A 26,708-nucleotide genomic window follows, 5' to 3' on the forward strand; every position below is an offset into this window, starting at 1 on the left:
GCCGCGCGGAGTCGGACCGGCAGCCGGGTCCGGAGCCGGATGCGACGGCCCCGGCAGTGGCTTCGGGCCCGCCGACGGCGGAGGCGTCAGGCCGCGGTGCGCTCCAGCAGGGCAGCCGCAGCATCCGCGGCGCGCACCTGCTCCGCCCAGCCGGTGCGGATCAGGGCCCGGCTCACCGCCTGCGGGCTGATCCCCAGCGCCCGTGCCGCCTCGGCGTGCTGACCTCGCACCCCCGGGACCATGAGGTCCACGACCCGCCACTGCGCGGCGCTGCGCTCGCGGATGAGGCGGGCCGCCAGCTCCAGCAGGGCCGCGGCCGCCTCGTCGAGCACGGGATCCGCTCCCTGCACCCGGATCCCCGGTCCCTCGTCGAAGGCCCGGCGGGCACGGCCCAGCCCGACGCCGTCGGCCTGCTCGCCGTCCAGGATCACCGGTCCGGCGCCCACGGCGATGCGATCCGTACCGGCCCGCACCGCATCCAGGACGGCCCACGCGGCGGCGATGGGGGAGTCCAGGACGGCGCGCAGCTCGGTGCGGGGATCCTGCCCGTGGGGCGCGACGGTGCGATTGATGAGCGAGAGCTGAGGGCCGGCGGGGGTCTCGCGGGCGCGTCGGCGCAGGAGCCGGGCCACGGGCTCCGGGTCCGGGGCGCAGCACAGCAGAACGAACATCAGCGGCCTTCCTCCAGCAGGGCCCGCGCGTGCCGGTACTTCTGTGCCAGGCGCTCGCGGGTGGGCTCATCCAGGCGAGCGGTGCGTGCCGGATCGGTGTTGTCCTCCAGGTCCGCCTGCTTGACCGCCAGGGCGAGACGGTCGGCGCGCACCCGCGCGTAGTACTCCTCCGGGGCCTCCGCCTCCCTGCGGGTCATCGCGTCCACGCCGGCCACCACCTCCGCGGGAAAGTCCCGCTCCAGGTCCTCCAGGGACACCGGGGTGTCTTCGACGACGTCGTGCAGCCACGCCACGGCCCGCGCCGACTCGAGGTCCTGCGGTGCGGCATAGCCTCGCACCCGCTGCGCCACCCTCCGCGGGTGCTCGATGTACGCCGCACCCGCCTTGTCTACCTGACCCGCATGGGCGCGGCGAGCCACCCGCTGCGCGCGCTCGATCATCTCCGACACCGTCTCCTCCTCTACTCCCAGAACAGGGTCTCCACGTCCACGCCGCGCACCATGAGCTCCTCCTGCAGCGCCTCCCGGCAGATCAGGGGCAGGGCCAGGGACCCCAGGACGTCGTCCGGACCGGCGTAGGCGGTCAGCGCGTCGAAGCCGCGACGGAACCGGGCCAGGGAACCGCACAGGGCGACGATGCCGCGCAGGTCCTGTGCGGCGCCGAACACCCAGAAGGCATCGCGATCGGTGAGCTGGAACAGGCCCACCGGGCGGCCTTCACCGGGGATGCTGCGCGTGCGCACCCAGCCCCCGGGAGCCCCCGGACCCATCGGCGGGCAGATCGGGTCGTAGGTCCAGGAGGTGGTCTCCCGCAGCCAGGCGGGGTACTCCGGGAACCACACCGTGGCGGTCTCCTCCCGGGGCCACTCCGTCTGCTGGAACACCGCGGCGTCCATCGCCGCCCAGAACTCCTCCGCCCCGCCGGTGATCCCCACCGAGTTGATGTGCTCTGGGTCCGGATCCGGGGCGAACAGCGCCCCCTCCTCCCCGGACAGGTACGCCTGATCCCAGAAGGTGGTGCGCGGGGCGCGATCCGCGGCCAGCAGGTTGGCCTCGATCTGCTGCAGCAGATGAGCATCCCCCAGGGCCACCGTCTGGTCATCGAAGTGCAGGAGGAACGGGGTCCGCGCCCGGAAGCTGGGACGGATCACCGGAGGGCGAGCGGCGTCCTCGGCCGCCGCGGCGTCATCCCGGCTCATCCGCCTCACCTCCGTCTCCCGTCCAATCCGCGTCCCGACCGTCCATCGTAGATCCGGTGGGCTCCCGCCAGGGCAGGGCCCGACGGCGCAGCCCCGTGAACCCGCCGAGCACCGCCAGACCCTCCGGGGAGGCGGGCCAGTAGTCCGTGAGTGCCGGAGAGCTGATCAGCACCGCCGCCCACTGGCCCCGGGATACGGCCACGTTCAACCGGTTCGGAGAGAGCAGGAAGTCCATGCCGCGGGGCACCTCGGTGGCGGAGCTTGCGGCCATGGACACGATCGCCACCGCGGCTTCCTGCCCCTGGAACTTATCCACGGTGCCCACTCGGACGCCGTCATCCTCTCCGGTGAGACCCGCGGCCCCCAGAGCATGGCGGATGGCTTCCACCTGGGCGTTGTACGCGGCGACCACCAGGAGGTCCGAGGCCTCCAGCGGGCGGGGCGCTCGCCCCGTCCCGGGGGTCCAGGGTCGGCCCACCAGGGTGCGCGCCACCTGCACGACGGCGTCGGCCTCCTCGGGACTGGCCGTGGCCCGGCCCGTGTGCTCCACCTCCAGTCGGTGCACCCCCGGGGCCAGCCCGGCCAGCCGGCGGTGACCGGCCGCTTCCGCTGCGTGCAGCCGGCCCCGGTAGCTCAGCCGGGACACCGGGGCGCACAGGCTCGGGTGCATCCGCCAGGTCGCGTCCAGGAAGTACCCGAGCTGCGGGGGCAGGGTCTGCTCGCCGGCGGAGAGCCAGCCCAGGGCGGACTCGTCCACCGAATACGGGTGGGTGCCCTGGGTGACCTGCGGCAGCTGCTGGGGATCCCCGAGCAGCAGGAGGTTCCGTGCGGCCCGGGAGACCGCGAGCATGTTGGCCAGGGAGTACTGACCGGCCTCGTCGATGACCAGCAGATCCAGCTGGCCGGGGGAGAACCGCTCCGCATTGGCGAAGTCCCAGGCGGTGCCCCCGTACACCCGCCCGGGCACCGGGACCTCATCGTCCTCCCCGGCCAGGAAGTCCGGGATCTCCTGGGGGCCGATCCGCCGCCACGGCACCGTCGGCTCCGCGACCTGCTCGGCGCCGCGGGGACGACGGGGCTTGGCTTTGGCCATGGCCTCCCGCGGCACCCGGCCGTGCTGCGCGCACCCGCGCAGCAGGTTCTCGATCACCGCGTGGGACTGCGCCACCACGCCGATCCGCCACCCCCGCTGCACCAGCCGCCCGATCACGTGCGCCCCGACGAAGGACTTTCCGGTGCCCGGCGGACCCTGCACCGCCACGTAGGAGCGGTCCAGGTCCAGGACCGCGGCGAGGATCGCCTCGACCATCGGCAGGCCCGGCGCGGACCAGTCCGGGGCGGGCAGCGCCCCGCCGGAGCGCAGCCGCGCGGACCGGCGGGAGAGGATGTCCAGGCCGGCGTCGGCCGGCAGGTGCGGCAGGGCGGCGTCGACCTCCTCCGCCAGCGCCGCCAGGGCGTCCTCCTGCGCCTGGGTGCGGATCGGGGCGGGCGGGGTCAGGGCCATCGGCAGCTGGGCGAAGGCCTCGGAGTCGGCGGGTCGGGTCTCGGTGACCCGCACCCGGTAGGTCCCCTCCTGCGGCCCCGGCTCGATCTCCTCCAGCGTCGCGCGGGCCTGGGAGGCCCGCTCGGGCACCGGCGCAGCACCACCACCCTGGCCCCTCCGCTCCTGGGCCTGCAGCACCTGATCCCGCAGGTACCCGGGCAGCGGGGAGTCGTACATCGCGAACAGCCCGGACTCCCCGCCGCGCAGACTCGAGCCGTCCGGGATGCGAGCGGTGCCCTCCAGGACGCGGCGTTCGGTGCGCCCGCGCGGCGGGGTGTGCCAGTCCTCGGCCACCGTCACGCGGTCGAAGAGCACGACGTCGCGGGTGGATTCCCACTCCTGGACGGCGGAGGCCAACCGGTCGAAGTGCGACCACCAGAAATGCTTGCGCTCGCGCCGGTGGTACCCGGTGGCCGAGGCGACCATCCCGGCGGCCGTCACGGTGCGGGCCAGCTCCACCTCGTCCAGGCCGGTGGAGGCCGTGGTGGCGTGCTGGGCGAAGTGGGTCAGGGAGGCCTCCACCGCGGAGACTTCGGCGTCCTCATCCTCGGGCGCCTCCGGGTGCGGCGCGGCCGGATCCGGTGCGCAGGCCTCCGCGGCGGCGTCGCGCCCGGCCAGGTCCAGCAGCCAGTTCCGCAGCCGCAGCGTGGACAGGCAGTCGTACTCGTTGTAGTCGGCGATGGAGGCGAGGATCCGGCGGGCCTGCTCCGGTTCGTCCGCGTCCCGGTGCGCGGCGTAGTCCGCGTAGGCCACCACGGAGGCGCCGGCGTCGGTCACGTCTCCGGCCCGCAGATGCTCGCCCATGTACAGGGGCTCGAGCTTCTTGATCGAGTACGACGGCGCGGAGATCCGCAGCCCGCGGCGCACCGGCTCGTACAGGTCCACCAGGACCTCCTGGCGCAGCAGGTCATCCACGGCTTCCTCGCCGACGCCGTGGCGCATCGCCAGGGACCGCAGCGCGCGTTTCTCGTAGTCGGCGTAGTGGTAGATCCGCATCTGCGGGTATCGCCGTCTCCGCTCGGCGATGTACTCGAGGAAGTCCAGCAGCGCCCGGCGCTCCTCGCGGCGGGAGTGAGCCCAGAACGGCACGAACCGCGGCTCGTGGTCCGGGTCCGCCAGCAGCGCCGGATCCTCCGGAGCCTCGACGACGCCGAACAGGTACTCGATGCCCCAGGAGCCGTCCTCCGGGTCCTGCCACAGCGGGTCCCCCTCGAAGTCGAAGAAGACGTCCCCGGGTGCGGCTCGCGGTATCCGCCGCAGCGGCGCCGCATCCGTGACCGCGTAGGTGAGCCGATGCTCCTCCCCGGCGGAGTCCCGGTAGGTGACCTCCCCGTCCGGTGAGCCCTCGCCCAGCTGCATCTGCGCCTGGGCGCGGGCGGCGCGCAGGGACCCCGAGAGGTGAGCGTCGTCCTCGGGCAGGTGGGCCAGATCCGCCACGGTGCGCACCCCGTGGCGTTCGCGCAGCAGGGTCCGCCGCGCCAGCGTCATCCCGGCCACCTGCAGCACGTCCTGGTTCTCCTGGATCTGCTCCAGGCAGTGGGGGCAGACGCCGCAGCGAGGCAGGGCCTCCTCCCACCAGTCCGCCGGCGCCGCGCCGGGGCGCCGACGCTTCGCGGTGAGTGCTTCGAACCGCTCCCGTCGCTCCCGATACACCTCCAGGAACCGCTCGACCTCGAAGCTCGCCTCCCGCCGGTCTCCCAGGATGAGGGTGACCTCGGGACTCACGGGGATCCCGGCCGCGGCGAGCTGGTCTGCGTAGGCCGCCAGCTGCAGCAGCGCGGTGACCTTGGCGTGGCGAGCGAGCTTGGTGTCGTACACGGCGTAGGCGCCGTCCGCCCGGCGGATCAGGAAGTCCGCGCGGCCGTGGAAGCGGCCGTCGTAGAAGGAGGCCTGGAAGACGACGTCGGCCCCGGAGCGCAGGGCCGCCACGGTCTCCTCGTGCTTGGCGGTGAGGGCCTCGTGGGTCATCGATCTCGCCGGCTCCACCTCGTACACCCCGCGCCCGGGCGCGCCCGCGTCCGGTGGCTGGTAGGGGCCGTACCGCTCCCGCAGCTCGGCCAGCACCTCGGCCTCGTGGCGGTCCCCGAGCCGCGCGGTGCGCTCGAGCATCGGGTCCTCGGGCACCGGCAGCCGCGGCACCCGCCCGAGCTTCTCATCCAGGATCCGCACCGTCGCCCACGGGCATTCCGCGGCGCGCACCAGATCGGTGGCGGAGTAGACGAGGACGCGGCCGTCGGTCTCGATGCCGCCGGGGACGTCGACGAAGAACATCTGCGGCCTCCTGGGGGTGTCTCGGGCGGTGGGTGCCGCCGTCTGGCTCCACCCTACGAGGGCCGACTGACAGATCGAACGGCCGACGGGAAGCCCGACGGCTGCAAGAAAGTATCGGAAATCGGGGCGGCAGCCGCTGTCGAGGTCCGTGCACCGCTGCGACACTGGTCACTGACAGAGCCCCGGAGCGTTCGAGACGCCTCCTCAAGGGGCGAGAACCGCACGAAGGAGTGCTGCCGATGATCCTGGGTATGCCCAAGCGCCTGGTCTGGGGGTATATCGCCCTGGCCGTGTTCATGGCCGGTGATGGCTTCGACCTGACCTTCCTCTCCCGCTACCTCGTGACCCAGCACGGGTTCACCAGCACCCAAGCGGGTCTGTGCTTCACGGTCTACGGGCTCGTCGTCGCCTTCTCCGCCTGGACCACGGGAGTGCTCGCGGAGACCTTCGGGGCCAAGCGGCTCATGCTGCTGGGCGGAATCCTCTGGATCGGATTGCACGTCCTCTTCCTGACGGTCGGGCTGATCTCCCCCGTCGCCGCGATCCTCACCTACGGCGCTCGCGGGATCGCGTACCCGCTGTTCATGTACAGCTTCGTGGTGCTGATCGCCCAGTCGGTCGATCCGGGGCGCCTCGCCTCCGCGATGGGCTGGTTCTGGGCCGCGTTCTCCGTCGGGCTGGGATCTCTGGGGGCATTCATCCCCACCCTGACCATCCCGCATCTGGGGGAGACCGGTACCCTCTGGCTGGCCCCGGTGCTCGTCGGCGTCGGCACGCTGATGTGCCTCTTCCTGGTCCCGAAGGCTCCGCCGGAGGAGCGCACCGCAGAACGGCTCGAAGGTGCCGACCGGGCCAGAGAGCTGCTGCGTGGCGTCACCATCCTCGTGGAGAACCGGCAGATCCTGCTCAGCGTCATCATCCGCATCCTGTGCAACCTGACCCTCTACGGCTTCCCGATGATGATGCCGCTGTATCTCACCGGGCAGCTCGACGATTCCCAGCCATGGTTCCAGCAGACCGAATGGATGACTCTGTGGGCGGTCATGAACACCATCACCATCGTCGCGAACATCGTCTGGGGCCGGTTGGGAGACCGCTACGGGTGGATGCGGCAGATGCGGTGGTTCGGCTTCGGCGGGATGGCATTGTCGGCTTTCGCCTTCGGATACTTCCCCCATCTGTTCGGCGCCAACTACGCGATGATGCTCATCGCCGCCGTCATCTTCGCCTGCTCCGTGACCGCGTTCGTCCCGATGGGGGCGATCTTCCCCGCGTTGGCCCCGCAGCACCGGGGTGCCGCGATCTCGGCGCACAATCTGGCCTCGGGTCTGACCACCTTCATCGGCCCGGGGATCGCCACGGCCCTGCTTCCCCTGATCGGCTCCCTCGGGGTCATCTGGGTGTACATCCTGCTGTTCCTGTCCGGCATCGTCATCACCTTCTTCATCCGCCCGCCCCAGCCCGGCATCACGGACGAGAATGGACGCATGCTCCCCGCCGGGCAGCGACGTCGAGCCCGCGCCGGAACCTCGCTGGCGCACTAGCCAACCGCAATCGAGGAGAGAAGGAGACAGATCATGTCCGAGACCATGAAGGCCGTCGTGCTCCAGGAGAAGGGGCGCATCACCATCGACGACATCCCCCGCCCCGGTGCCCCCGGGCCCGGTGAGGTGAAGATCGCGGTGCACACGGTCGGCATCTGCGGATCCGACGTCCACTACTACACGCACGGACGGATCGGGCAGTTCGTCCTCGAGCAGCCCATGATCCTGGGTCACGAGGCCTCCGGGACGGTGCTGGAGGTCGGCGACGGCGTCGAGCACCTGAGCCCCGGGGATCGGGTTGCGATGGAGCCGGGCATCCCGAATCCGCGCTCGCGGGCCTCGCGGGAAGGACGGTACAACGTGGACCCGGACGTGCGCTTCTGGGCCACCCCGCCGGTGGACGGCTGCCTGACCGAGGAGGTCACCCACCCCGCCGAGTACACCTACCGGCTTCCGAACTCCCTGAGCTACGCCGAGGGCGCGCTGATCGAGCCCTTCGCGGTCGGCATGCAGGCCGCGACCAAGGCCCGGCTGGCCCCCGGCGACGTCGCGGCGGTCGTCGGGGCGGGCACCATCGGCATCGTCACCGCGATGGCGGCCCTGGCCGGCGGCGCCAGCCGGGTCTACGTCTCGGACATCGCCCCGGAGAAGCTGGAGAAGCTGGCCGGTCTGGACGGCATCGTGCCCGTGGACGCCAGCCGGGAGGATCTGGCGCAGCGGGTCGCCGCAGACACGGACGGGTGGGGCGCCCAGGCGGTCTTCGAAGCATCCGGGGCGGGTGCCGCCTACGGCTTCGTCGCCGACGTCGCGGCCCCGGGCGGGGTTGTCGTGTGCGTGGGCATGCCCACCGGCCCCGTGCAGTTCGACGTCGTGGCCGCGCAGGCCAAGGAGCTGCGGATCGAGACGATCTTCCGCTACGCCAACGTGTACCGGAAGGCCATCGACCTGGCGGCCGGGGACACCGTGGACCTGGCCCGGCTGGTCACCGAGACCCTCCCGCTGGAGCGCTCCGTGGAGGTCTTCGACCGGGGTGCTGAGGCCCGCCCGACCGACACCAAGCTGCAGATCCGGGTGGATGGCTCCCGCTGACGGCGCCCACCCGGCGGAGCGGGAGCTGGTGGCCATGGACACCAGCAGCATCTTCCGGTGGTTCAGCCATGGATTCCCCCATCCACTGGCTCGCTGGCACCACCATCCCGAGATCGAGATCCACCTGATCCGGGATTCGCATGGAGCGGCCCATATCGGCCGCTCCGTGCGGGTGTTCGGACCGGGAAGCCTCTACCTGCTCGGGGCGGATCTCCCCCACAACTGGGTCTCCGTTCTCGAGGATCGTCGCGAGGTTCCCGGTCGGGACGTTCTCGTGCACGCTGACCCTCAGCTGCTGGCTCAGGCTGAGGAGCTTCTGCCGGAGCTGACGGGGCTGCATGCCTTGCTGGAGACGGCTCGTGCCGGGATCGAGTTCACGGGAGGCACCCGGGTGAAGGCCACGAAGGCTCTGACGGCCATGGGCGGATCCACCGGGCCGCTCCGCCTCGCTCTGGGGATCGAGCTGCTCGGCATCCTCATGGCTGCTCCGCCCGAAGAGCGAGAGATCGTCGATCCGGAGGCTCCTGCGGAGGCTGGCCCTCGCGGCGGGGAGGACTTTGACCGGGCCCTGGAATTCCTCCATCGCAATCTGCGTCGTGAGGTCCGGCTGGAGGATCTGGCCCGTGAGCTCGGCATGTCCACCTCGGCCGCCTCTCGGATGCTGACCCGGGCGACGACCGTGGGATTCTCCCGGCTGATGAGCCGCATGAGGGTCACGGAGGCGTGCCGACTGCTGCGCAGCACGCGACTGAGCGTGGTGGACGTGTGCTGGGCGTCCGGATTCCGCAACCTGTCCAACTTCAACCGGCGCTTTCGCGAGGAGACCGGCACGACGCCGTCGGCCTACCGCCGGTCGCTGGGGTGATGCGGCGTCTGTCGTCAGCCCTCCGATGCGCGGCATGTCACGGTCAGTGCAGGATGTCGCGAACGGTTCGGGGCATCCTGCACTCAGCGTGACAGAGGCCAGTGACACGGCGCGGGTCGGCAGGATTCTGTGCCGCCAGTGTCTTCCGGGACTGGATCGTGCAGTGTGAGCCGGATGATCCGGCTCGGGATGCACGATCCGGTCCGCGGAGGCACGGTACTCCGCGGACGCCGCGTGGGGCACCGTGCGGGCCGGCCCCGCGGCGCAACACCGGTGTCATCCGGGCCCGGCGGATCCGCGGCCGGACTAGCGTGGGAGGTGCTGAACAGGATCCGTCACGAAGGAGTGCACCGATGCGCGCAGCCCGCTACCACGACAACCACGACATCCGCATCGAGGAGATCGATGCGCCGACGCCCGCCGCGGGGGAGGTGCTGATCGACGTCGCCTGGTGCGGGATCTGCGGCACCGACCTGCACGAATACCTCGACGGCCCGATCTTCGTGCCCCCGCACGGGCACCCGCACCCCATCTCCGGGGAGTCCGCCCCTGTGACCCTCGGACACGAGATGTCCGGCACCGTCGCGGCCCTCGGCGAGGGCGTGGACGATCTCGAGGTCGGCCAGCACGTGGTCGTGGAGCCCTACATCATCCGCGAGGAGGACGAGGACCAGCCGAACTACCACCTGAGCCCGGACATGAACTTCATCGGGCTGGGCGGTCGCGGCGGCGGCCTGGCGGAGCAGATCTCCGTCAAGCGGCACTGGGTCCACCCCGTCTCCGCCGACGTCCCGCTGGACGAGGCCGCGCTGATCGAGCCGCTGTCCGTGGCCCACCACGCCTACGTGCGCTCCGGTGCGAAGGCCGGGGACGTCGCGATCATCGGCGGGGCCGGGCCCATCGGCGTGCTCACCGCGGCGGTGCTGAAGGCCGAGGGGCTCACCGTGATCATCTCGGAGCTGTCCGAGCTGCGGCGGAAGAAGGCCCTGGACGCCGGGGTCGCCGACCACGCCTTCAGCCCCAAGGAGGTCGACGTCGTCGAGGAGGTCCGCAGGCTCACCGACGGCAAGGGGGCTGATGTGGGCTTCGAGTGCACCTCGGTGGACGTGGTGCTGGACATGCTGCTCGACGCCGTGCGGCCCACCGGCGTGATCGTCAACGTCTCGATCTGGGGGCACAAGCCCGCGGTGGACATGCACAAGCTGGTCATGAAGGAGATCGACCTGCGCGGCACCATCGGCTACTGCAGCGACCACCCGGACACCATCGCCCTGGTGGAGCAGGGGAAGGTGGACCTCAAGCCGTTCATCACCGGGAAGATCGGGCTGGACGACCTGGTGGACAAGGGCTTCGACACCCTCATCAACCACAACGAGACCGCCGTGAAGATCCTCGTCTCCCCGACGGGCAAGGGTCTGGAGGACTGATTCAGGCGGGCCGGCGCCGCAGGATCGCGGTGCCGGCCAGCAGGCCGAGGCTCAGCCCGACGACGTCGGCCAGGGCATCCAGCGGGTCCGCGGAACGGTGCGGCAGCAGGGTGCCCTGGATGACCTCGGAGAGCACGGCGTGGGCGGCGAAGACGACGGCGAGCAGCCGCCAGCGCACCCCGGCCGCCCGGAGGAACAGCGCGGGCAGGGCGAACATGCCCAGGTGCGCGAGCTTGTCCATCCCCGGCAGGTCCAGCAGGCCGTCGGGTCCGTCGGGCTGGGCCGGGGCGTAGAGGCCGTAGAGCTGCACCAGCAGGAACGCCGCGCCCAGGGCGAGCAGGATCCAGCGCCCCGCCCCGGAGGCGGGACGGGCGGCAGGTTCGGCGGAGGACTCGGGGCGCGCGGGTTTCACGCCCCCGATCCTACGGGCCCGGGCACCGGCGCCCCGCCGCTCCAGATCCGAAACATCCGGGTCATACACTGTGGCCCATGAGCCTTCCCGTCACCGTGCAGATCACCCGCGACGTCGATCCCGGGGCCGTCACCGAGGTGGAGGACTGGGTGGCCCGCGGCCAGTCCATCGTCGCGGGCTTCCCCGGATACCTCGGCTCCGGCTGAGTGCGCGCCCACGAGGACTCCACCGTCTGGCACATGCTGCTGCGCTTCTCCTCCGAGGACACCCTGCGCACCTGGGCGGACTCCCCGCAGCGGCAGGCGTGGATGGCGGAGTTCCACAGCCACGTCCGCGAGTTCCGCCACGTCAAGCGCACCGGCATCGAGGGGTGGTTCGACACCCCGCAGGACGAGGCCGAGCCGGACGTGGTCCCGCCGCGGTGGAAGCAGGCCATCGTCATCTTCACCGGCTTCTACCCGGTCTCCGCCCTGGCCAACGACATCGTCGGGCACGTGGTGCCGCAGGCGCCGTTCCTGGTGAAGATCCTCCTGGTGATCCTCCTGGCCACCCCCACGATGGTGTACTGGGTGCTGCCGTGGACCACGCGCCTGTACCAGTCGTGGCTGAACCGGCCCCGTCGCACCCGACGCCGGCCCCGCCGGCCCCGCTCTCGGGACGCCGAGGGCTCCCCGGAAGGCTGACCCCGGGACCTCAGGAACCCCGAGCCAGAGCCGGCTCAGGTGTCCCGGCGGGTCCGGGAGGTCACCTTCGAGCGCACGGTCAGCGCCAGCACCACCAGCAGCACGGCGTACATCCCGAGGGCGATGGGGCTGTCCACCAGCACGCCCGCGTTCCCGTCGGAGGAGATCAGGGCGTCGCGCAGGTTGGTCTCCGCCAGCGGGCCCAGCACCATGCCGATGACCAGGGGCGCCAGCGGGTAGCCGTGCAGGCGCATCAGGAACCCCAGGACCCCGACCCCCAGCAGCATCAGCAGGTCGAAGACCTCGCCGCTGGTCGCGTAGATCCCCAGCGCGCAGAACACCGTGATCCCGGCGTACAGGTACGGCTTGGGGATCAGCAGCAGCTTGGCCCACACCATCGCGAAGGGCAGGTTGATGATCAGCAGCACGACCATCGCGACGAAGAAGCTCGCCAGCAGCGCCCACACCAGGTCCGGGGAGCGCTCGAACAGCAGCGGACCCGGCTGCAGCCCGTACTGGCGGAAGGCCGCCAGCATGATCGCGGCCGTCGCGGAGATGGCAGGCCCAGGGCTAGCAGCGCCCCCATCGCCATGCCCGTGGTGGAGTTGCCCGCCGCCTCCGGGGCCGCCAGCCCGCGGATCGCGCCCCGGCCGAACTGCGGGCGTCGTCGACGTCGGTCCAGGCGCCGCTCCACCCCGTAGGCCAGGAACGTGGGGATGTCCGCACCACCCGCGGGGATGACCCCGAAGGGCAGGCCGATCAGGGTGCCGCGCGCCCAGGCCGGGGCGGCCTCGCGCATCTCCTTCCGGGACAGCCAGGGCCGCCCCGTGGAGTTCACCATCTTCCCCGCTCGTGCGAAGCGATCCACCACCGCGCAGTGGATGACCTCCCCCAGGGCGAGGACCGCCACCGTCACCGTCACGAGTGAGATCCCGTCGAACAGGTACGGGGAGTCCATGGTGAACCGGGGCACGCCGGTCACGGCGTCCACCCCGACGACGGCGATGCCCAGCCCCAGCAGCAGCGACAGCAGGCCCTTCACCGCCGAGTCGGTGACCACCGAGGAGGTCGCGACGAACGCGAACAGGGCCAGGGCGAAGTACTCGGCCGGCCCGAAGCTCGCGGACAGGTCCGCCAGCCACGGGGCCAGGAACACCACGGCCACCGAGGAGACGAAGCCGCCGATGAACGCGCCGATCGCGGCCGTGGCCAGGGCCTGGGCGGCCCGCCCGTTCAGCGCCATCTTGTGGCCCTCGAAGGTCGAGGCGATCGCGGAGGCCTGCCCCGGGGTGTTCATGAGGATGCCCATCGTGGAATCCCCGAACAGCCCGCCGAAGTACACCCCGGAGAACATGATGAACGCGGCCGTGGGCTCCAGGGCGAAGGTCACCGGCAGCAGCAGGGCCACCGCCATCGAGGACCCCAGCCCGGGCATCACCCCGACGGCGGTGCCCAGCAGACAGCCCAGCACCACCCAGAACAGGTTCTGCCAGGTCAGCGCCCCGGCGAAGCCCTCCGCGAGCAGCGAGATCGCATCCATCAGAAACTGCCTCCCAGGATCCCGGAGGGCAGGTTCAGCCCCAGGACCATGTCGAATAGGATGTATGCCAGGGAGCTGACCGTGAGACCCGCCACCAGGCTCACCAGGTCGCGGCGGGCCCCGAAGCCGCGGGCCACCGCCCAGAACAGCAGCCCGCCGCCGATCACCCAGCCGAGGGTCTCCAGCAGCAAGGCGAAGATCAGGAAGCCGCCCACCACCCAGGCCAGCGAGGCCCAGGAGAAGCCGGGCCCGGTCGGGGGCTCGCCCTCACCTGCCGTCACGGCCCCGGCAGCGGCATCCGCGTCGTCGTCGTCGGCCTCCGTGGCGGGCCGGGTGCGGGAGCGCACGATCCGCACCACCTCGGCCACCGTCAGCACCAGGATTCCGACGGCGATGACCAGGGGGAAGAACCGCGGTCCAGGGAAGGCCGTCGAGTCGGGGACCTCCATGGCCGCGCAGCCGATCAGCAGGTACGTCGCGACGGCTGCGAGAACGGCCGGCATGATCAGCTCCCGGGCCCATCGCGGCCGGGTCTCCGTGGACCGCGACCGGGGTGCGCGCGTGCTCGATGCGGTGCTCACAGTCCCAGCTCCTCGTACAGCTCGCCGATCCGCCGCTTCTCCCGGTCCAGGAAGTCCGTCAGCTCCTGACCGGTCACCACGTTCTCGTTCCAGTGGTAGCGCGTGATCGCCTCCCGCCACTGCGGGGTCGCGATGGTCTCCTCGATGATCTCCAGCAGCCCCGCACGGTCCTCGTCGGTGATGCCGCCGGGGGCCACCAGCAGCCGCCAGTTCGCCAGGGTCACGTCGTAGCCCTGCTCCACGGTGGTCGGCAGGTCGATGCCCTCGGGGCGTTCCTTCGCGACCAGCGCCAGGGCCCGTAGGCGCCCGGATTCGATCTGGTCGATGGAGTCCGGGTAGCCGCTGGCCGCGGCGGTGGCGGTGCCGTTCATCAGGGCCGCCGCGGATTCCCCGCCGCCGTCGGAGTTCACGTAGATCATGGTCTGCGGGTCGATGCCCGCGGCCATCGCCAGCTCGGCGATCACCAGCTGGTCGAAGGAGCCGCCGCCGGTCCACGGGATGGAGCGCGGGTCCGCCTTCCAGGCGTCCATCAGCTGCCCCAGGGTGCGGAACTCGGAGTCCCCGGGCACCACGACGACGTCGTACTCCTCCACGGTGATGGCCAGCGGGTTCACGTCCGCATAGGTCGCGGCGGAGCCGTACTTGATGGTCGCCGCCAGCTGCCCGGTGCCGCCGACCATGAGGTTGCCGGGCTGGCCCTCCAGCACGGAGAGGTTGCCCAGGGCGATGGTCCCGCCGGCCCCCGGCATGTTGACCACCTGGGTGTTGTTCACGATGCCCTCGGCGCGCTGGGCCTGCTGCATCTCCCGCGCCACGGTGTCCCAGCCGCCGCCGGCCGCGGCCGGGGCGATGATCGTCAGGGCCGAGCGCAGGTCCCGGCCCGCCGAGGCCGAGCTGATGGAGCCGTAGGAGGCGGTGCCGATAGCGGCCAGCGCGATGACCCCGCCCAGACCCCAGCGCAGCACCGAGCGGCGGGTGGGGCCGGCTTCCGACGCCGCGGCGTCCGGCGCTTCGGGCGCAGGGCCGGAGCCGGGACCGGTCGGACCGGCATCGGGGGCTGCGGGGTCGTACGGGTCGGATCCCCACGGGGTCTGCTGGTCGCGGTCGGATGCCACGGGGAGCCTCCTGGGCGGTGGGCGATCGATGGGTGTCGAGCACGGGTCCCGGGCTCGACGGCGAGTGTGATTCACCCTACAGTGAGGGGACGGCGCCCCGCCAACAGGGGCACCGCAGAGCCCGTGACGCACCGAGGAGACCCATCCGTGAGCATCATCCTGGCCCACACCGACACCCCCGCCGGGCGCGCCGCCCGCGAGTTCGCCGTGCGGGAGGCCCAGCGGCGCGACGCCGACCTGATCCTGTTCCCGGTGGACGATGCCGAGCCGGACCCGCGGGCCCCCGAGCTGACCGGGCTGGACCCGGATCGGGTGCGCGTGCAGCGGCCGGATCCGCGCAGCCGCATCGCCGTCGGAGACCTCGTGGATGCGACCGGTGATGAGGACGTGGAGGCGGTGGTCGTCGGGGTGCGCCGGCGCAGCCCCGTCGGGAAGATCCTGCTGGGCTCCGCGGCCCAGCAGATCATCCTCGAGGCGGAGTGTCCGGTCATCACCGTCAAACCTGAATGATCCCGTGGTGCGCGGCCTACAGTGGGATGTATGGCCGAATACCCGATCTCCCCGAACACCGCCGAGCTGTCCGTGGTGGACGACGGCATGAACTTCCACACCCGCAAGTGGGTCAAGCCGGAGGACCTCAACGCGCACGGCACCCTCTTCGGCGGCTCCCTGCTGCGCTGGATCGACGAGGAGGCCGCGATCTACGCGATCCTGCAGACCGGCAACCGGCGCGCGGTGACCAAGCTGATCTCCGAGATCAACTTCGTCTCCTCCGCGGTGCAGGGGGACATGATCGAGATGGGGCTGAAGGCCACCCGCTTCGGGCGGACCTCGGTGACCATGCGCTGCGAGGTCCGCAACATGCTGACCCGCCGGCTGATCCTGTCCATCGAGAAGATCGTGTTCGTCTCCGTGGATGAGAACGGCCGCCCCGTGCCCCACGGGTACACGGACATCACCTACAGGCGCGACCGCATCCCGACGCGCCCGCAGAACCCTGACTGGGAGAACGACTGACCCCGGGCAGCACCGGCCCGCCCAGAATGGCTGAGGACCAGCCCTCCGCGCCCCGCCCGCGCGGCGCCGGAGGGGAATCCGCCGGGGACGGGCGCACCGGAAGGTTCGAGGAGGAGCCATGAGCATCGTGAAGATCAACCAGCTGGCCGTGCCCGAAGGCCAGGAGCAGGAGCTGGAGCGGCGCTTCGCCGCCCGGAAGCACTCCGTGGACCGGGCCCCCGGCTTCGAGGGCTTCGAGCTGCTGCGCCCCACGGCAGGTCAGGAGCACTACTTCGTCATCACCCGCTGGGCCGATGAGGCCAGCTTCGAGGCGTGGGCGGCGCAGCGGCACCCCCGCGACCCGAAGACCACCGTCTCCCGTGCCGAGGGCATCCTCAGCTTCGAGGTCGTGGACCTGGGAGACTGAGGCCCGCGGTGAGACAATGGGACTGACAGCACATCGCGCCGAACCACGGAAGGTGAGCCAGATGCCCAGCAGCGCCGCTGACGCCCAGACCCTGCACACCCGGTTCGAGGAGCAGCTCGCCCTGCCCTCCCCGGATCCCGACGCGGCCGAGAGGCTGCTGGACGAGGCGCGCACCCAGCTGGGGGAGCGCGACCCGTTCACCGTGCAGGTGGCCTCCTACCGCGCCACGGCCCTGGCCGCCGGCGGCCAGGTCGACCGGGCCCTGGAGCTGTTCGACGAGCTCATCCGGCAGACCTCGGCCGCATCGGATGAGTCATCAGCCGCCCAGCGCAGCTTCCTGCTCCAGCAGAAGGCCGCCGTGCTCGAGTCCGCCGAGCGCGCCGACGAGGCCATCTCCGCCCTGCAGGAGACCGTGGCCAGCTGGGCCGCCGCCGGAGCGCGGTTCTCCGAGCAGCTGGCCGAAGCCCAGCTGCACCTGTCCCGCGTGCAGCTGCGCGCGGGACGCACCGGCGACGCCGCCGAGGGACTGACCCGGCTGCTGGGCGAGGCCGATCAGGTGCTCGGCCCCGACCACGCCCTGACCTTCGAGGCCCTGCGGCTGCGGGTGGTCGTGCTGTTCGCCGCCGGCCGCTTCGACGCCGGGGCCAAGGCCCTGCGTCGGCTGCTCGTGCGGGTGCACCACTACTACGGCGCGGACTCCGCCCAGGCCGCCGCCCTGCGCCGCAGCTTCGGCCAGGAGCTGGCCTACGCCTACGACCCGGCAGCCTCCCGGTCCGCCCTGGAGTCCCTGGTGGCGGACACCGAGCAGCGGCGCGGGGAACAGGACCCGCAGACCCTGCAGCTGCGCCGCCAGCTCGCCGGGCTCCTGGAGCGGCTGGGGCTGGTGGCCGAGGCCGAGGAGCAGCTGCACCGCGGGTGGGAGGACCTGGACGAGCTGCAGCGCACCGCCCTGACCCACGCCCACCTGATGATCCGGGATCAGCACGACGCCGCCCGGACCGAGTACCGGAAGCTGCTGGAGATGGTGGTCGCGGACCCCACCGAGGAGCACCGCGAGCTGCTCACCGAGGCCGCCCTGGCCCGGGGCCTGCCGGAGCAGGTCGAGGCGGAGCAGGACCCCCGCGGCCGGGTCTCCCGCGCCCATCGGGATGCCCACGATCGGCTGATCGAAGCCCTGGACGCCTACCGCGAGGCCGAGATCCTGGGGGACGAGGAGGAGATCGCGCTGGGGCTGTTCGCCGCCGACGAGCTGCGCTACGCCGGAGCGCTGGAGGCCTCCGTGCAGGAGCTGGAAGCGCTGCGCGAGCGGGCCGAGACCACCCTCGGCGCCGAGCACCCGCGGACCGAAGAGGTCGCCCAGACCCTCGACGCCGCCCGCGCCGGGATCCGCCTCTGAGCCCTCCTCTCAGGGAGTCCACCCCTCCCCGGCAGGAAAGCATTGCGAGCCTTTCGGGTTCCGGCGGAGGGGCATTAGGCTGGTCTGACCAGGGGCTTCGCCGCGTCGTCGGCCGCGCCCCACCGCCGCCCACGTCAGGACCTCCCCATGGCTTCGACCGCCGCCCACCAGCCCGCCCCGCCCGCGGCCGTCACCGGGAGGCGGCGTCGGCTCTCCATGCTCGTGGCTGCCTTCGGCACCGTCGTGGAGTGGTACGACTTCTCGATCTTCTTCTACGTCTCCACGAGCCTGTCCCGCGTCTTCTTCGGCCCGTATGAGGGATCCCTGCTGATGACCCTGGCCATCGGCTCGGTCGGCTTCCTCTTCCGTCCCATCGGCGCGATGGTCTTCGGGCACCTCGGGGACCGGATCGGCCGCAAATCCTCCCTGGTGATCTCCGCGAGCCTGATGGCCGTGGCGATGGCCGGCATCGCCCTCGTCCCCGGCCAGGAGACCTGGGGCGTTTGGGGCGCGGTCACCGTCATCGCCCTGCGCTGCCTGGCCGGCTTCTCCGTGGGTGCTGAGTACACCGGCATCATGGTCTTCCTCATGGAATCCGCGAAGGACGGCCGCCGCGGCTTCGCCGCCAGCTGGGCCGCGGCCAACAGCGAGGTCGGCTCTCTGCTGGCCGTGGGGCTGGGCACCGTCATGGCCGTGCAGCTGAGCCCCGAGGACCTGGACGGGTGGGGCTGGCGGGTGCTGTTCCTGATCGGCGGGGCGCTCGCGGCCCTGATGATCCCGCTGCGCCGGCTCATGGTGGAGACCGAGACCTTCGAGCACACCCAGCGCAGCACCGCACAGGCCGCCCGCTCCCCGCTGATCGCCGTGCTGCGCACCCACCCGAAGTCGGTGCTGCTGGCGTTCCTCATCTCCTCCATCGGGTCCGTGACGTACTTCCTGAACATCACCAACGTGCCCGCCTACCTGGAGGAGGCCGCGCACCTGGAGTCCGCGGGCTCCCTCGGCCTGGGCACCATCGCCGCCGTCGTCGCGATCGTCGTGACCCCGCTGATCGGGCTGGCCTCGGACCGGTTCGGACGGCGCGCGCTGCTGGCCGCGTTCGTCGCGATCATCGCGGTCAGCACCATCCCGGCCTACCTGATGCTCACCCACGCCGGCCCCGGTTCGGCCATGGTCGGCGTGGCCCTGCTCGCGGTGCCCGCCGCCGGGTGGTCCGCGATCGCCGCGGCCGCCGTCCCGGAGCAGTTCACCGCGGTGGGCCGGTTCTCCGGCATGGCCATCGGCTACAACCTCGCCACCGTCCTGTTCGGGGGCCTCTCCCCGTTCCTGGCCACGTGGCTGATGTCCGCCACCGGCTCCGCTCTGGCCCCGGCCGTGTACTCCACCGCCGTGGCCGTGCTCTTCGGGATCCCCGTGGTCGCGATGGTCCGGGACATGGCCGGGCGCCCCCTGGCCGAGCTGGATCAGGACCCGGAGCTGGAGCCGGGGGTCGAGCGGTCCGGGGGCGGCCGGCGGGTCACCCACCGGGGCGCCTGAGCCAGGACCGGGGCAGACGGCCCGGGTGCGGGTCGAAGACCTCCCGGGGCGTCCGTCGGCGTTCCGCATCCCCGCCGGCCCCGGGTCGGTGTGATCCCGGACGCAGGGCATGCGGGTGTGCGGCCCGTGTAGAACAGTAGGCATGAGCTCCACCGGACACCTCCTGCGCAGCCTTCGCGATCCTCGCACCGGAGAGACCCTGGACGCCCGGATCCGGGACGCCCGCGTGCGCCTGGCCCCGCCCGGTGCCCTCACCCCGGAACCGGGGGAGACGGTGCTGGACGCCGAGGGCCGCTGGCTGATCCCCGGCCTGTGGGACCGGCACGTGCACGTGGACCAGTGGGCCCAGGCCCGCACCCGCCTGGACCTCACCGCGGCCGACAGTGCCGAACAGGCCCTGCAGACCGTGCGCGCGCACCTCTCCCGCCGCGAGCGCGACGGGGACCTGGACCCCGGAGAGGCCCTGTTCGGCTTCGGCTACCGCTCCTCCGTGTGGCCGCGCCAGCCCACCGTGGCCGAGCTGGACGCCGTGACCGGGCCCCGCCCCGTCGTGCTGATCAGCGGGGACATGCACAACGGCTGGCTCAATACCGCCGCCCTGCGGCTGCTCGGCGCCCCCGACACCGACGGCGCCCTGTCCGAGAACCGCTGGTTCCCCCTGTACTCCCAGCTGGAGCGGCACATGCCGGACACCGCCCGACTCATCCCGCAGACGCTGCGCGATGCCGCCTCCCGCGGCGTGGTGGGCCTGGTGGACCTGGAATTCGCCGCCAACCACCGGGTCTGGCCCGAGCGCCTGGCCGCGGGGCTGAACCTGCTGCGCGTGCGCACCGGGGTGTACCAGGAGCACCTGGAGGAGGTCGTCGAGGCCGGGCTGCGCACCGGGGACCGGCTGTGCTCCCCGGAACAGGACCCGGAGGGGCTGCTGCGGATGGGGCCGCTGAAGATCATCTCCGACGGATCCCTGGGCACCCGCACCGCCCACTGCTGCTCCCCCTATCTGGGCTCCCCGGATCCCACCCGCCCCTCCGGGGTGCAGAACGAGAGTCCGCAGCGCCTGCGACGCCTGCTGGGCGCGGCCCACGAGGCGGGGCTTCAGGTGGCCCTGCACGCCATCGGCGACGCCGCCGTGCGCCACGCCCTGGACGCCTACGCCGCCACCGGGGCGCGCGGGTCCATCGAGCACGTCCAGCTGATGCGCCGGGAGGACCTGCCCCGCATGGCCGCTCTGGGGATCACCGCCAGCGTGCAGCCGGCGCACCTGCTGGATGACCGGGACGTCACCGACGTGCTGTGGGCGGATCGGGCCGAGCGCAGCTTCATGCTCGCCTCCATGCTGGCCGCGGGGATCCCGCTGGCCTTCGGCTCCGACGCGCCGGTCTCCCCGCTGGATCCCTGGCTGGAGATGGCCGCGGCCGTTCACCGCTCCGGGGACGCCCGTCCCGCCTGGCACCCGGAGGAGGCCATCGGCGCGCAGGCCGCGCTGCGGGCCTCGACCGGGGGCCGTCTGGTGCCGGCCGACGGCGACGTCGCGGACCTGGCCATCGTGGAGGACAACCCCCTGGCCCCGGCCGCGAACACCGCCGAGACCGGGGCGCGGCTGCGCGGGATGCGGGTCTGGGCCACCTTCCTGGCCGGTCGCCCCACCCACGGTCCGACGGCGTGCTGAGCCGTCCCGACGCCGCCCTCGTCTCCCGCGGGCCTCCCATCGGGTGGGACGCGCCCCGGCGCCCCTCGGCAGTGTTTCACATAGTGGTACGCGTGGCCGGAGAGTGAGAGCGAGGTCTAAGCTGGGGGCGCTCTCCACTCGCATCGTCAGGCTCACCGCCGGAGGACCCCCATGACCAACGCCCCCGAAGCGGCCCCCGGCCGCCCCCGCCGCACCGAACGCACCGGGGTGGTCATCGTCGTCGCGGCGATGATGCTGTTCTCCATGTTCTTCGGGGCGGGCAACCTCATCTTCCCGCCCATCCTCGGGGCGTCCTCCGGTGAGAGCTTCGTGCCCGCGGTGCTCGGCTTCCTCAGCTCCGGGGTGCTCCTGCCGGTGCTGGCCGTGCTGGCCATCGCCATCACCGGTCGGGACGTGCAGGACCTGGCCAGCCGCGGTGGGCGGATCTTCGGCGTGATCTTCCCGGTGCTGATCTACCTGTCCATCGGCGCCTTCTACGCCCTGCCGCGCACCGCCACGGTCAGCTTCTCCACCACCATCACCCCCAACTTCGGCTGGGACTCCTGGGGCGCCACCGCCCTCTTCTCCGCGGTGTTCTTCCTCATCACCCTCGCCCTGGCCTTCGACCCGCGCAACATCGTGGACGCCCTCGGCAAGTTCCTCACGCCCGCCCTGATCATCCTGCTGGTGATCATGGTGGTCCTGGGCATCGCCAATCTGCACTCGGATCCCGGTGCCGCGACCGAGGAGTACGCCAGCCACCCCTATTCCGCCGGGTTCCTGGAGGGGTACCTGACCATGGACTCCCTCGCGGCCCTGGCCTTCGGCATCGTGGTGGTCTCCGCGCTGCGCCAGAAGGGCGTGCCCACCGGCCCCGCCCTGGTGCGCGGGGTCAGCCTGTCCGGGATCATCGCCGGGGCGCTGCTGGCCCTGGTGTACGTGGGCCTGGGGGTGATCGGGCACCGCATCCCCGACGCCGCCGGCTACCCGGACGGCGCCTCCCTGCTCTCCGCGGCGGCCGCCCAGACCATGGGTCGGCCCGGCGCGTGGGTCTTCGGTCTGATCGTCCTGCTGGCCTGCCTGACCACCTCGGTGGGTCTGCTGGGCGCCACCTCCGAGTTCTTCGCCAAGCTCGTGCCCGCGATCTCCTACCGCTGGTGGGCCGTCATCTTCACGATCATCGCGTTCCTGGTCTCCACGCTGGGGCTGAGCACCGTCATCGCGATCGCCGGGCCCATCGTCGGCTTCCTCTACCCGGCCGCGATCACGCTGATCTTCCTGACCCTGCTCGAGCCGCTGCTGCGCCGCCGCCTGAACCTGACCTACGTGTTCTCCCTGACCGTGGCCATCATCTGGTCCGCCCTGATGAGCGTGAACTCCCTCGGGTGGGGCTCCTCCTGGATCGAGCCGCTGATCGGCTGGGCCCCGGGCTACGAGCAGGAGCTCGGCTGGTTCTTCCCCACCCTGGCCGCCGCGATCGTCGGCTACATCATCGACCTCTCCCGCGGAGCCAAGAAGGCCGTGCCCGTGGGCGGGGAGACCAAGGCCGAGGCCGAGGACCGCGTCCTGGGCTGAAGGCGGCAGCCACCACCTGGAGGAGAGCCCCATGCCATCCCCTGACCCTGCACGGGAGAACAGCGACCCGCTGCCCTCCGTCACCGGCTCCGAGGCTTCCCGCGAACGGGCGATCGAGGCCTCCGCAGATACCTACGACGCCCTCGTGAACCTGCTCCGCGCCCGGGTCGCCCGGCGCACCGAGAGCCAGGGCGGCGGGCACCGGGACCGGGCCCTGGCCTATCTCGCCGAGGAGATCGCCCCGCAGCTGGAGGACCTCGGGTTCTCCTGGCGGATCGCGCAGAACCCCGTCTCGGCGAACCATCCCGCTATCATCGGCCGGCGCGTCGAGGATCCGCGGCTGCCCAACCGTGCTCGTGTACGGGCACGGCGATGTGCAGTTCGGGCACGCGGACGACTGGAGCGAGGGTCGCAGCCCCTGGCACCTGAGCATCGAGGGCGATGCCCTCTACGGCCGGGGCAGCGCGGACAACAAGGGCCAGCACACCGTCGACCTGTGCGCCCTCGGCGCCGTCATCGGGGTGCGTGGGAAGCTCGGCTACAACGTCACGGTTCTGATCGAGATGGGCGAGGAGGCCGGCTCCGTGGGGCTGAGCGAGATCGTCCGCGAGCACGCCGGGGACCTGCACTCCGGCAACTGGGGCGGGCGAGTGCGCAACCCCGCGACCGTCCTGGCCGCCGCGATCGGCGCCTTCGTGGACGGGGACGGGGTGATCCGCGCGGACTTCCTGCGCCCCTCGCGGATCCCCGACCCCGTGCGCCGGGCCGTGCAGGCCCTGCCCGAGCCCGCCGACGACGGCGGCCCGGCCGTCGACCGTGACTGGGGCGAGCCGGGGCTGAGCCCGAACGAGCGGGTCTTCGCGTGGAACACCGTCGAGGTCCTCGCTCTGGAGGCCGGTGATCCGGCCGAGCCGAAGAACGCGATCCCCGCCCGGGCGCGCGCTGTGCTGCAGCTGCGCTACGTCGTCGGCACGGACGTCTCCGACTTCGCCGCGAAGGCCGAGCGGGTCCTGCGCGAGCGCGGCATCCGCGGCGTCACGGTGCGCGCTCATGAACCGGTTCCCGCCACTCGGCTGGATCCCGCTGCCCCCGTGGTGCGCGCGGCCGAGGTCTCGATCGCCGAGACCGTGGGTCGGGAGCCCGCCGTCGAGCCGAATCTGGGCGGGACGATCCCCAACGCCGTGTTCGCCGACCAGCTCGGCCTGCCGACCGTGTGGATCCCGCACTCCCCCCCCCCGGGGTCCAACCAGCACGCCCCGGATGAGCACGCGCTGGCCTCCGTGCTGCGCGAGGGCCTGCGGATCATGGCGGGGGTGTTCTGGGACATGGGCGAGCGACCCGAGCAGTGGTTCCGCACCGGCCCGGACCGGCCCGGGATCCGCGGCTAGGGTGGGGCTCATGGAGCTGATCATCCGACCCGGGGACATCACCCGCACCCAGGCCGACGCGATCGTCAACGCCGCCAACCACACCCTGTACGGCGGGGGAGGGGTGGACGGGGCGATCCACCGCGCCGGGGGACCCGAGATCCTGGCGGCCTGCCGCCGGCTGCGCGCCGAGCGCTTCCCGGACGGTCTGCCCACCGGGCAGGCCGCGGCCACCACCGCCGGGGAGCTGCCCGCCTGCTGGGTCATCCACACCGTGGGACCCACCTACGCGAAGACCAAGTACGAGCAGAAGGCGCCCCTGCTGGCCTCCTGCTACCGGGAGTCCCTGCGGGTGGCCGCCGAGCTCGGTGCCGCCTCGGTCGCGTTCCCCGCGATCTCCGCGGGGATCTACGGCTGGCCCATGGACGACGCCGCGCGCATCGCCGTGGAGACGGTCCGCGCCACGGCCGAGGAGGTCGGCGAGACCGTGCGCACCGTGCTGTTCACGCCCTACGGGTCGGCGGCCGAGACCGCCTTCCGCGCCGCCTTCGGCTGAGCGCGGGGCATGCGATACGACAGAGGCCGCGCCTCCCGAGAGATCAGCTCTCGGGAGGCGCGGCCTCTGCTGCGCGGTCTGCGCGGGGGCCGGACGTCAGTCCTGCTCGGCCTCCTGGGCGGAGTCGTAGTCCGAGTGCTGGAAGCGCTCGATGGCGTCCTGGACCATCTTCTCCGCTGCCTCCTTGCCGTCCCAGCCCTCGCCCTTGACCCACTTGCCGGCCTCGAGGTCCTTGTACCGCTCGAAGAAGTGCTGGATCTCGTCCTTCAGGTACGGGTTGACGTCGCCCAGGTCCTGGATCTCGTCGTAGCGCTTGTCGGTGGCCACGCACAGCACCTTGGCGTCCCCGCCGGCCTCGTCGGTCATGTTGAACACGGCGATCGGGCGGGCCTCCACGATGACGCCGGGCACGACGTCGACGTCGAGGATCACCATCGCATCCAGCGGGTCCCCGTCCTCGCCCAGGGTGTCCTCGAAGTACCCGTAGGCGGTGGGGTACTGCATCGAGGTGAACAGGACCCGGTCCAGGCGCAGCCGCCCGGTCTCGTGGTCGATCTCGTACTTGACGCGGGACCCGCGGGGGATCTCGATGGTGACGTCGCGCTCCATGATGTGCTCCTTCAGCTGTTCGGCGATCGGGATGCGGTGCCCGCCGTGCGGCGGGCGGCTTCCCCCAGGCTAACCGACGCCGCCCCGGTAGAGTGGAGCCGCACCCGCCCACCCCGCCGCCTCGAAGGATCCCCGCCATGAGCAGCACCGCCCCGCAGGCCCCGTCCCGGGATCGGCGTCGCACCCGCCGGTGGTGGTCCGCGGCCGGGATCCTCGGCATCGCCTGCCTGGGCTCGGGGGCCGTGATCGTCCCGCAGGCGGCCGAGCACTGGGAGGACCTCACCGAGACCCCGCAGATCGCCGCCGCCGCACCGGCAAGCCCCTCCGCCGCGCCGGTGAGCACCCTGGACCCGGACGCCGCGCAGCCCGGTTCCGAGGCGGTGGCCAGCGCCCTGCGCACCGCGCAGCGGGACTTCCGCGGCGGCTCCCTGACCGCGCAGGTCGCCGACGCGCGCACCGGGGACGTGCTGTACTCCGACGACGCCGCCAAGCCGGTGATGCCGGCGTCGAACCTCAAGCTGCTCACCGCCTACACCCTGCTGTCCCACCAGGACCCCTCCGCCCGCTACGAGACGGGCGCCTACCTCGGGGCGGACGGGAGGTCCGTGGTGCTGCGCGCCGGCGGGGACACCATGCTCAGCCCCGACGAGGCCCGGCAGGGGGTCGACGGGCGGGCGAGCCTGCGGGACCTGGCCCGCCAGACCGTGGATTCCCTGCACCACCGCGGGGTCACCGGCACCGTGCCCGTGCGCCTGGACGCCTCCCGCTTCACCGGCCCCGCGGTGAGTCCGGCGTGGAGCGCGGAGGACGTGGCCAGCGGCTACGTCACCGGGGTGCGCCCCATCGCCCTGTGGGACCATCACACCCAGGAGCCCGCCGACCCCGAGGAGACCTCCCACCGCCCGGACGACGCCGCCCAGGACGCCGTGGCCGCGTACCTGCGGGAGCTGGATGCCGCCGGGTCCGCCCACGGCCTGAGCTTCACCGACGCCGGGGCGGCCGACGCGCAGGATCGGGAGGCCTCCCAGCGCCTGGGTGCGGTGGAATCCGCGACGGTGCTGGAGCAGACTCGGTACATGCTCGACGAGTCGGACAACGTGCTGGCCGAGGTGCTGGGCCGCAACGCGGCGGTGGCCGCCGGGAAGGAGGGCTCTCAGGAGGCCGCGATCGCGCTGGTCCGGGAGACCCTCACCCGGGACGGGATCGGCGTCGAGGGCCTGGAGCAGGCGGACCTGTGCGGGCTCTCGGACCGCAACCGCGTCACCCCCGCGACCCTGGTGCAGACCGTGCAGCACGCGGTCACGGCCGATGACGCCCGGGCCCAGCTGGTCTCCGCCCTGCCGACCGCCGGACTGGACGGCACCCTGGCGGCCCGCTTCGAGGCCGCCGACGAGGCCGCCGGGCGCGGGTACGTGCGGGCCAAGACGGGGACCCTGCTGAAGGTCTCCTCCCTCTCCGGGGTCACCACCACCGAGGACGGGCGCCTGCTGGTCTACTCCTTCGTGGTCAACGACCTCACGGACCTCACCGCCGCCAAGGACATGCTGGACCGCTCCGCCGCCGCGCTGACCCGGCTGTAGCGCCGCCCGCTCACCCCGTGGCGAACGCGCGGGATCCTCCCTGGATTCGTCGCGGGCG

24 protein-coding genes and 1 pseudogene are annotated in these 26,708 nt (G+C 72.2%); 16 read left to right on the forward strand and 9 right to left on the reverse strand.

Annotation, left to right across the window (positions count from 1 at the left end):
- Window positions 1–86: 86 nt before the first annotated feature.
- Genes AC0VXQ_RS01500 through AC0VXQ_RS01515 form a run of 4 tightly spaced genes read right to left on the reverse strand, consistent with a single transcriptional unit; the run spans window position 87 to window position 5,683 of the window.
- Complete coding sequence (locus AC0VXQ_RS01500; protein WP_058731053.1) at window positions 87–671, reverse strand: hypothetical protein; 585 nt, start codon at window positions 669–671, stop codon at window positions 87–89.
- The gene (locus AC0VXQ_RS01505; protein ID WP_174544407.1) at window positions 671–1,111 is read right to left on the reverse strand and encodes an HD domain-containing protein; all 441 of its coding nucleotides are present in this window, start codon (window positions 1,109–1,111) and stop codon (window positions 671–673) included. The genes AC0VXQ_RS01500 and AC0VXQ_RS01505 overlap by 1 nt, the downstream gene beginning before the upstream one ends.
- 20 nt (window positions 1,112–1,131) lie before the next feature.
- A complete protein-coding gene (locus AC0VXQ_RS01510; RefSeq protein WP_058731055.1) occupies window positions 1,132–1,869 on the reverse strand; it encodes a hypothetical protein in 738 nt (245 codons plus the stop codon).
- Window positions 1,856–5,683: a TM0106 family RecB-like putative nuclease gene (locus tag AC0VXQ_RS01515; protein WP_475528855.1), complete on the reverse strand. Its 3,828-nt coding sequence runs from the start codon at window positions 5,681–5,683 to the stop codon at window positions 1,856–1,858. Before AC0VXQ_RS01515 ends, AC0VXQ_RS01510 begins: the two co-directional genes overlap by 14 nt.
- Window positions 5,684–5,922: 239 nt before the next feature.
- On the opposite strand from AC0VXQ_RS01515, the gene AC0VXQ_RS01520 reads away from it, so the two are divergent.
- The 4 genes from AC0VXQ_RS01520 (at window position 5,923) to AC0VXQ_RS01535 (ending at window position 10,608) form a co-directional block, all read left to right on the forward strand.
- Window positions 5,923–7,227, forward strand: a complete 1,305-nt coding sequence (locus AC0VXQ_RS01520; RefSeq protein WP_058731056.1) for an MFS transporter — start codon at window positions 5,923–5,925, stop codon at window positions 7,225–7,227.
- A gap of 33 nt (window positions 7,228–7,260) precedes the next feature.
- On the forward strand, window positions 7,261–8,316 hold the full coding sequence (locus AC0VXQ_RS01525) for an NAD(P)-dependent alcohol dehydrogenase (RefSeq protein ID WP_242650364.1): 1,056 nt from the start codon (window positions 7,261–7,263) through the stop codon (window positions 8,314–8,316).
- A 34-nt stretch (window positions 8,317–8,350) separates the two neighbouring features.
- Window positions 8,351–9,181 (forward strand): AraC family transcriptional regulator, encoded by an 831-nt coding sequence (locus tag AC0VXQ_RS01530; protein ID WP_133143317.1) that lies wholly within the window; start codon window positions 8,351–8,353, stop codon window positions 9,179–9,181.
- A 353-nt stretch (window positions 9,182–9,534) separates the two neighbouring features.
- On the forward strand, window positions 9,535–10,608 hold the full coding sequence (locus AC0VXQ_RS01535) for a 2,3-butanediol dehydrogenase (protein WP_058731058.1): 1,074 nt from the start codon (window positions 9,535–9,537) through the stop codon (window positions 10,606–10,608).
- Between the two features lies 1 nt (window position 10,609).
- Here AC0VXQ_RS01535 and AC0VXQ_RS01540 read toward each other — a convergent pair whose 3' ends face one another.
- On the reverse strand, window positions 10,610–11,020 hold the full coding sequence (locus AC0VXQ_RS01540) for a VanZ family protein (RefSeq protein ID WP_058731059.1): 411 nt from the start codon (window positions 11,018–11,020) through the stop codon (window positions 10,610–10,612).
- A gap of 77 nt (window positions 11,021–11,097) precedes the next feature.
- On the opposite strand from AC0VXQ_RS01540, the gene AC0VXQ_RS01545 reads away from it, so the two are divergent.
- Window positions 11,098–11,226: a putative antibiotic biosynthesis monooxygenase gene (locus AC0VXQ_RS01545; RefSeq protein WP_260006706.1), complete on the forward strand. Its 129-nt coding sequence runs from the start codon at window positions 11,098–11,100 to the stop codon at window positions 11,224–11,226.
- Window positions 11,227–11,703 carry a putative antibiotic biosynthesis monooxygenase gene (locus AC0VXQ_RS01550; protein WP_058731060.1) on the forward strand — a complete coding sequence of 159 codons (477 nt, stop codon included), beginning with the start codon at window positions 11,227–11,229 and terminating at the stop codon, window positions 11,701–11,703. It begins immediately after the preceding gene.
- A 35-nt stretch (window positions 11,704–11,738) separates the two neighbouring features.
- Here the strand turns inward: AC0VXQ_RS01550 and AC0VXQ_RS01555 are convergent.
- The 3 genes and pseudogenes from AC0VXQ_RS01555 to AC0VXQ_RS01565 all read right to left on the reverse strand — a co-directional run bounded on the left by AC0VXQ_RS01555 (window position 11,739) and on the right by AC0VXQ_RS01565 (window position 14,789).
- Window positions 11,739–13,243 (reverse strand): annotated as a pseudogene (locus AC0VXQ_RS01555) (tripartite tricarboxylate transporter permease).
- Window positions 13,243–13,746 carry a tripartite tricarboxylate transporter TctB family protein gene (locus tag AC0VXQ_RS01560; RefSeq protein ID WP_475528859.1) on the reverse strand — a complete coding sequence of 168 codons (504 nt, stop codon included), beginning with the start codon at window positions 13,744–13,746 and terminating at the stop codon, window positions 13,243–13,245. The pseudogene AC0VXQ_RS01555 and the gene AC0VXQ_RS01560 overlap by 1 nt, the downstream one beginning before the upstream one ends.
- A 74-nt stretch (window positions 13,747–13,820) precedes the next feature.
- A complete protein-coding gene (locus AC0VXQ_RS01565; RefSeq protein ID WP_174544406.1) occupies window positions 13,821–14,789 on the reverse strand; it encodes a tripartite tricarboxylate transporter substrate binding protein in 969 nt (322 codons plus the stop codon).
- Between the two features lie 297 nt (window positions 14,790–15,086).
- Here AC0VXQ_RS01565 and AC0VXQ_RS01570 point away from each other — a divergent pair, with 297 nt between their 5' ends.
- The 9 genes from AC0VXQ_RS01570 to AC0VXQ_RS01610 all read left to right on the forward strand — a co-directional run bounded on the left by AC0VXQ_RS01570 (window position 15,087) and on the right by AC0VXQ_RS01610 (window position 24,461).
- Window positions 15,087–15,449 carry a universal stress protein gene (locus AC0VXQ_RS01570; protein ID WP_058731062.1) on the forward strand — a complete coding sequence of 121 codons (363 nt, stop codon included), beginning with the start codon at window positions 15,087–15,089 and terminating at the stop codon, window positions 15,447–15,449.
- Between the two features lie 30 nt (window positions 15,450–15,479).
- Window positions 15,480–15,956: an acyl-CoA thioesterase gene (locus AC0VXQ_RS01575; protein WP_081046066.1), complete on the forward strand. Its 477-nt coding sequence runs from the start codon at window positions 15,480–15,482 to the stop codon at window positions 15,954–15,956.
- 118 nt (window positions 15,957–16,074) lie between these two features.
- A complete protein-coding gene (locus AC0VXQ_RS01580) occupies window positions 16,075–16,362 on the forward strand; it encodes an antibiotic biosynthesis monooxygenase family protein (RefSeq protein WP_075514821.1) in 288 nt (95 codons plus the stop codon).
- Window positions 16,363–16,423: 61 nt separating this feature from the next.
- Complete coding sequence (locus tag AC0VXQ_RS01585) at window positions 16,424–17,758, forward strand: ATP-binding protein (protein ID WP_061225382.1); 1,335 nt, start codon at window positions 16,424–16,426, stop codon at window positions 17,756–17,758.
- Window positions 17,759–17,905: 147 nt separating this feature from the next.
- Window positions 17,906–19,294: an MFS transporter gene (locus tag AC0VXQ_RS01590; protein WP_058743435.1), complete on the forward strand. Its 1,389-nt coding sequence runs from the start codon at window positions 17,906–17,908 to the stop codon at window positions 19,292–19,294.
- A gap of 142 nt (window positions 19,295–19,436) precedes the next feature.
- Window positions 19,437–20,963, forward strand: coding sequence for an amidohydrolase (locus tag AC0VXQ_RS01595; protein ID WP_475528864.1), 1,527 nt, complete (start codon window positions 19,437–19,439; stop codon window positions 20,961–20,963).
- 171 nt (window positions 20,964–21,134) lie between these two features.
- The gene (gene brnQ, locus AC0VXQ_RS01600) at window positions 21,135–22,538 is read left to right on the forward strand and encodes a branched-chain amino acid transport system II carrier protein (protein WP_100463804.1); all 1,404 of its coding nucleotides are present in this window, start codon (window positions 21,135–21,137) and stop codon (window positions 22,536–22,538) included.
- Window positions 22,539–22,888: 350 nt separating this feature from the next.
- Complete coding sequence (locus AC0VXQ_RS01605) at window positions 22,889–23,926, forward strand: M20/M25/M40 family metallo-hydrolase (protein ID WP_475528866.1); 1,038 nt, start codon at window positions 22,889–22,891, stop codon at window positions 23,924–23,926.
- A gap of 10 nt (window positions 23,927–23,936) precedes the next feature.
- The gene (locus tag AC0VXQ_RS01610; protein ID WP_058731651.1) at window positions 23,937–24,461 is read left to right on the forward strand and encodes an O-acetyl-ADP-ribose deacetylase; all 525 of its coding nucleotides are present in this window, start codon (window positions 23,937–23,939) and stop codon (window positions 24,459–24,461) included.
- Between the two features lie 96 nt (window positions 24,462–24,557).
- Here the strand turns inward: AC0VXQ_RS01610 and AC0VXQ_RS01615 are convergent, their stop codons facing one another.
- On the reverse strand, window positions 24,558–25,070 hold the full coding sequence (locus tag AC0VXQ_RS01615) for an inorganic diphosphatase (RefSeq protein WP_058731650.1): 513 nt from the start codon (window positions 25,068–25,070) through the stop codon (window positions 24,558–24,560).
- Window positions 25,071–25,207: 137 nt separating this feature from the next.
- On the opposite strand from AC0VXQ_RS01615, the gene dacB reads away from it, so the two are divergent.
- A complete protein-coding gene (gene dacB, locus AC0VXQ_RS01620; protein ID WP_475528869.1) occupies window positions 25,208–26,650 on the forward strand; it encodes a D-alanyl-D-alanine carboxypeptidase/D-alanyl-D-alanine endopeptidase in 1,443 nt (480 codons plus the stop codon).
- The last annotated feature ends 58 nt before the right edge of the window (window positions 26,651–26,708 follow it).

The organism is Rothia sp. QJM3NY_36, assembly GCF_056173115.1.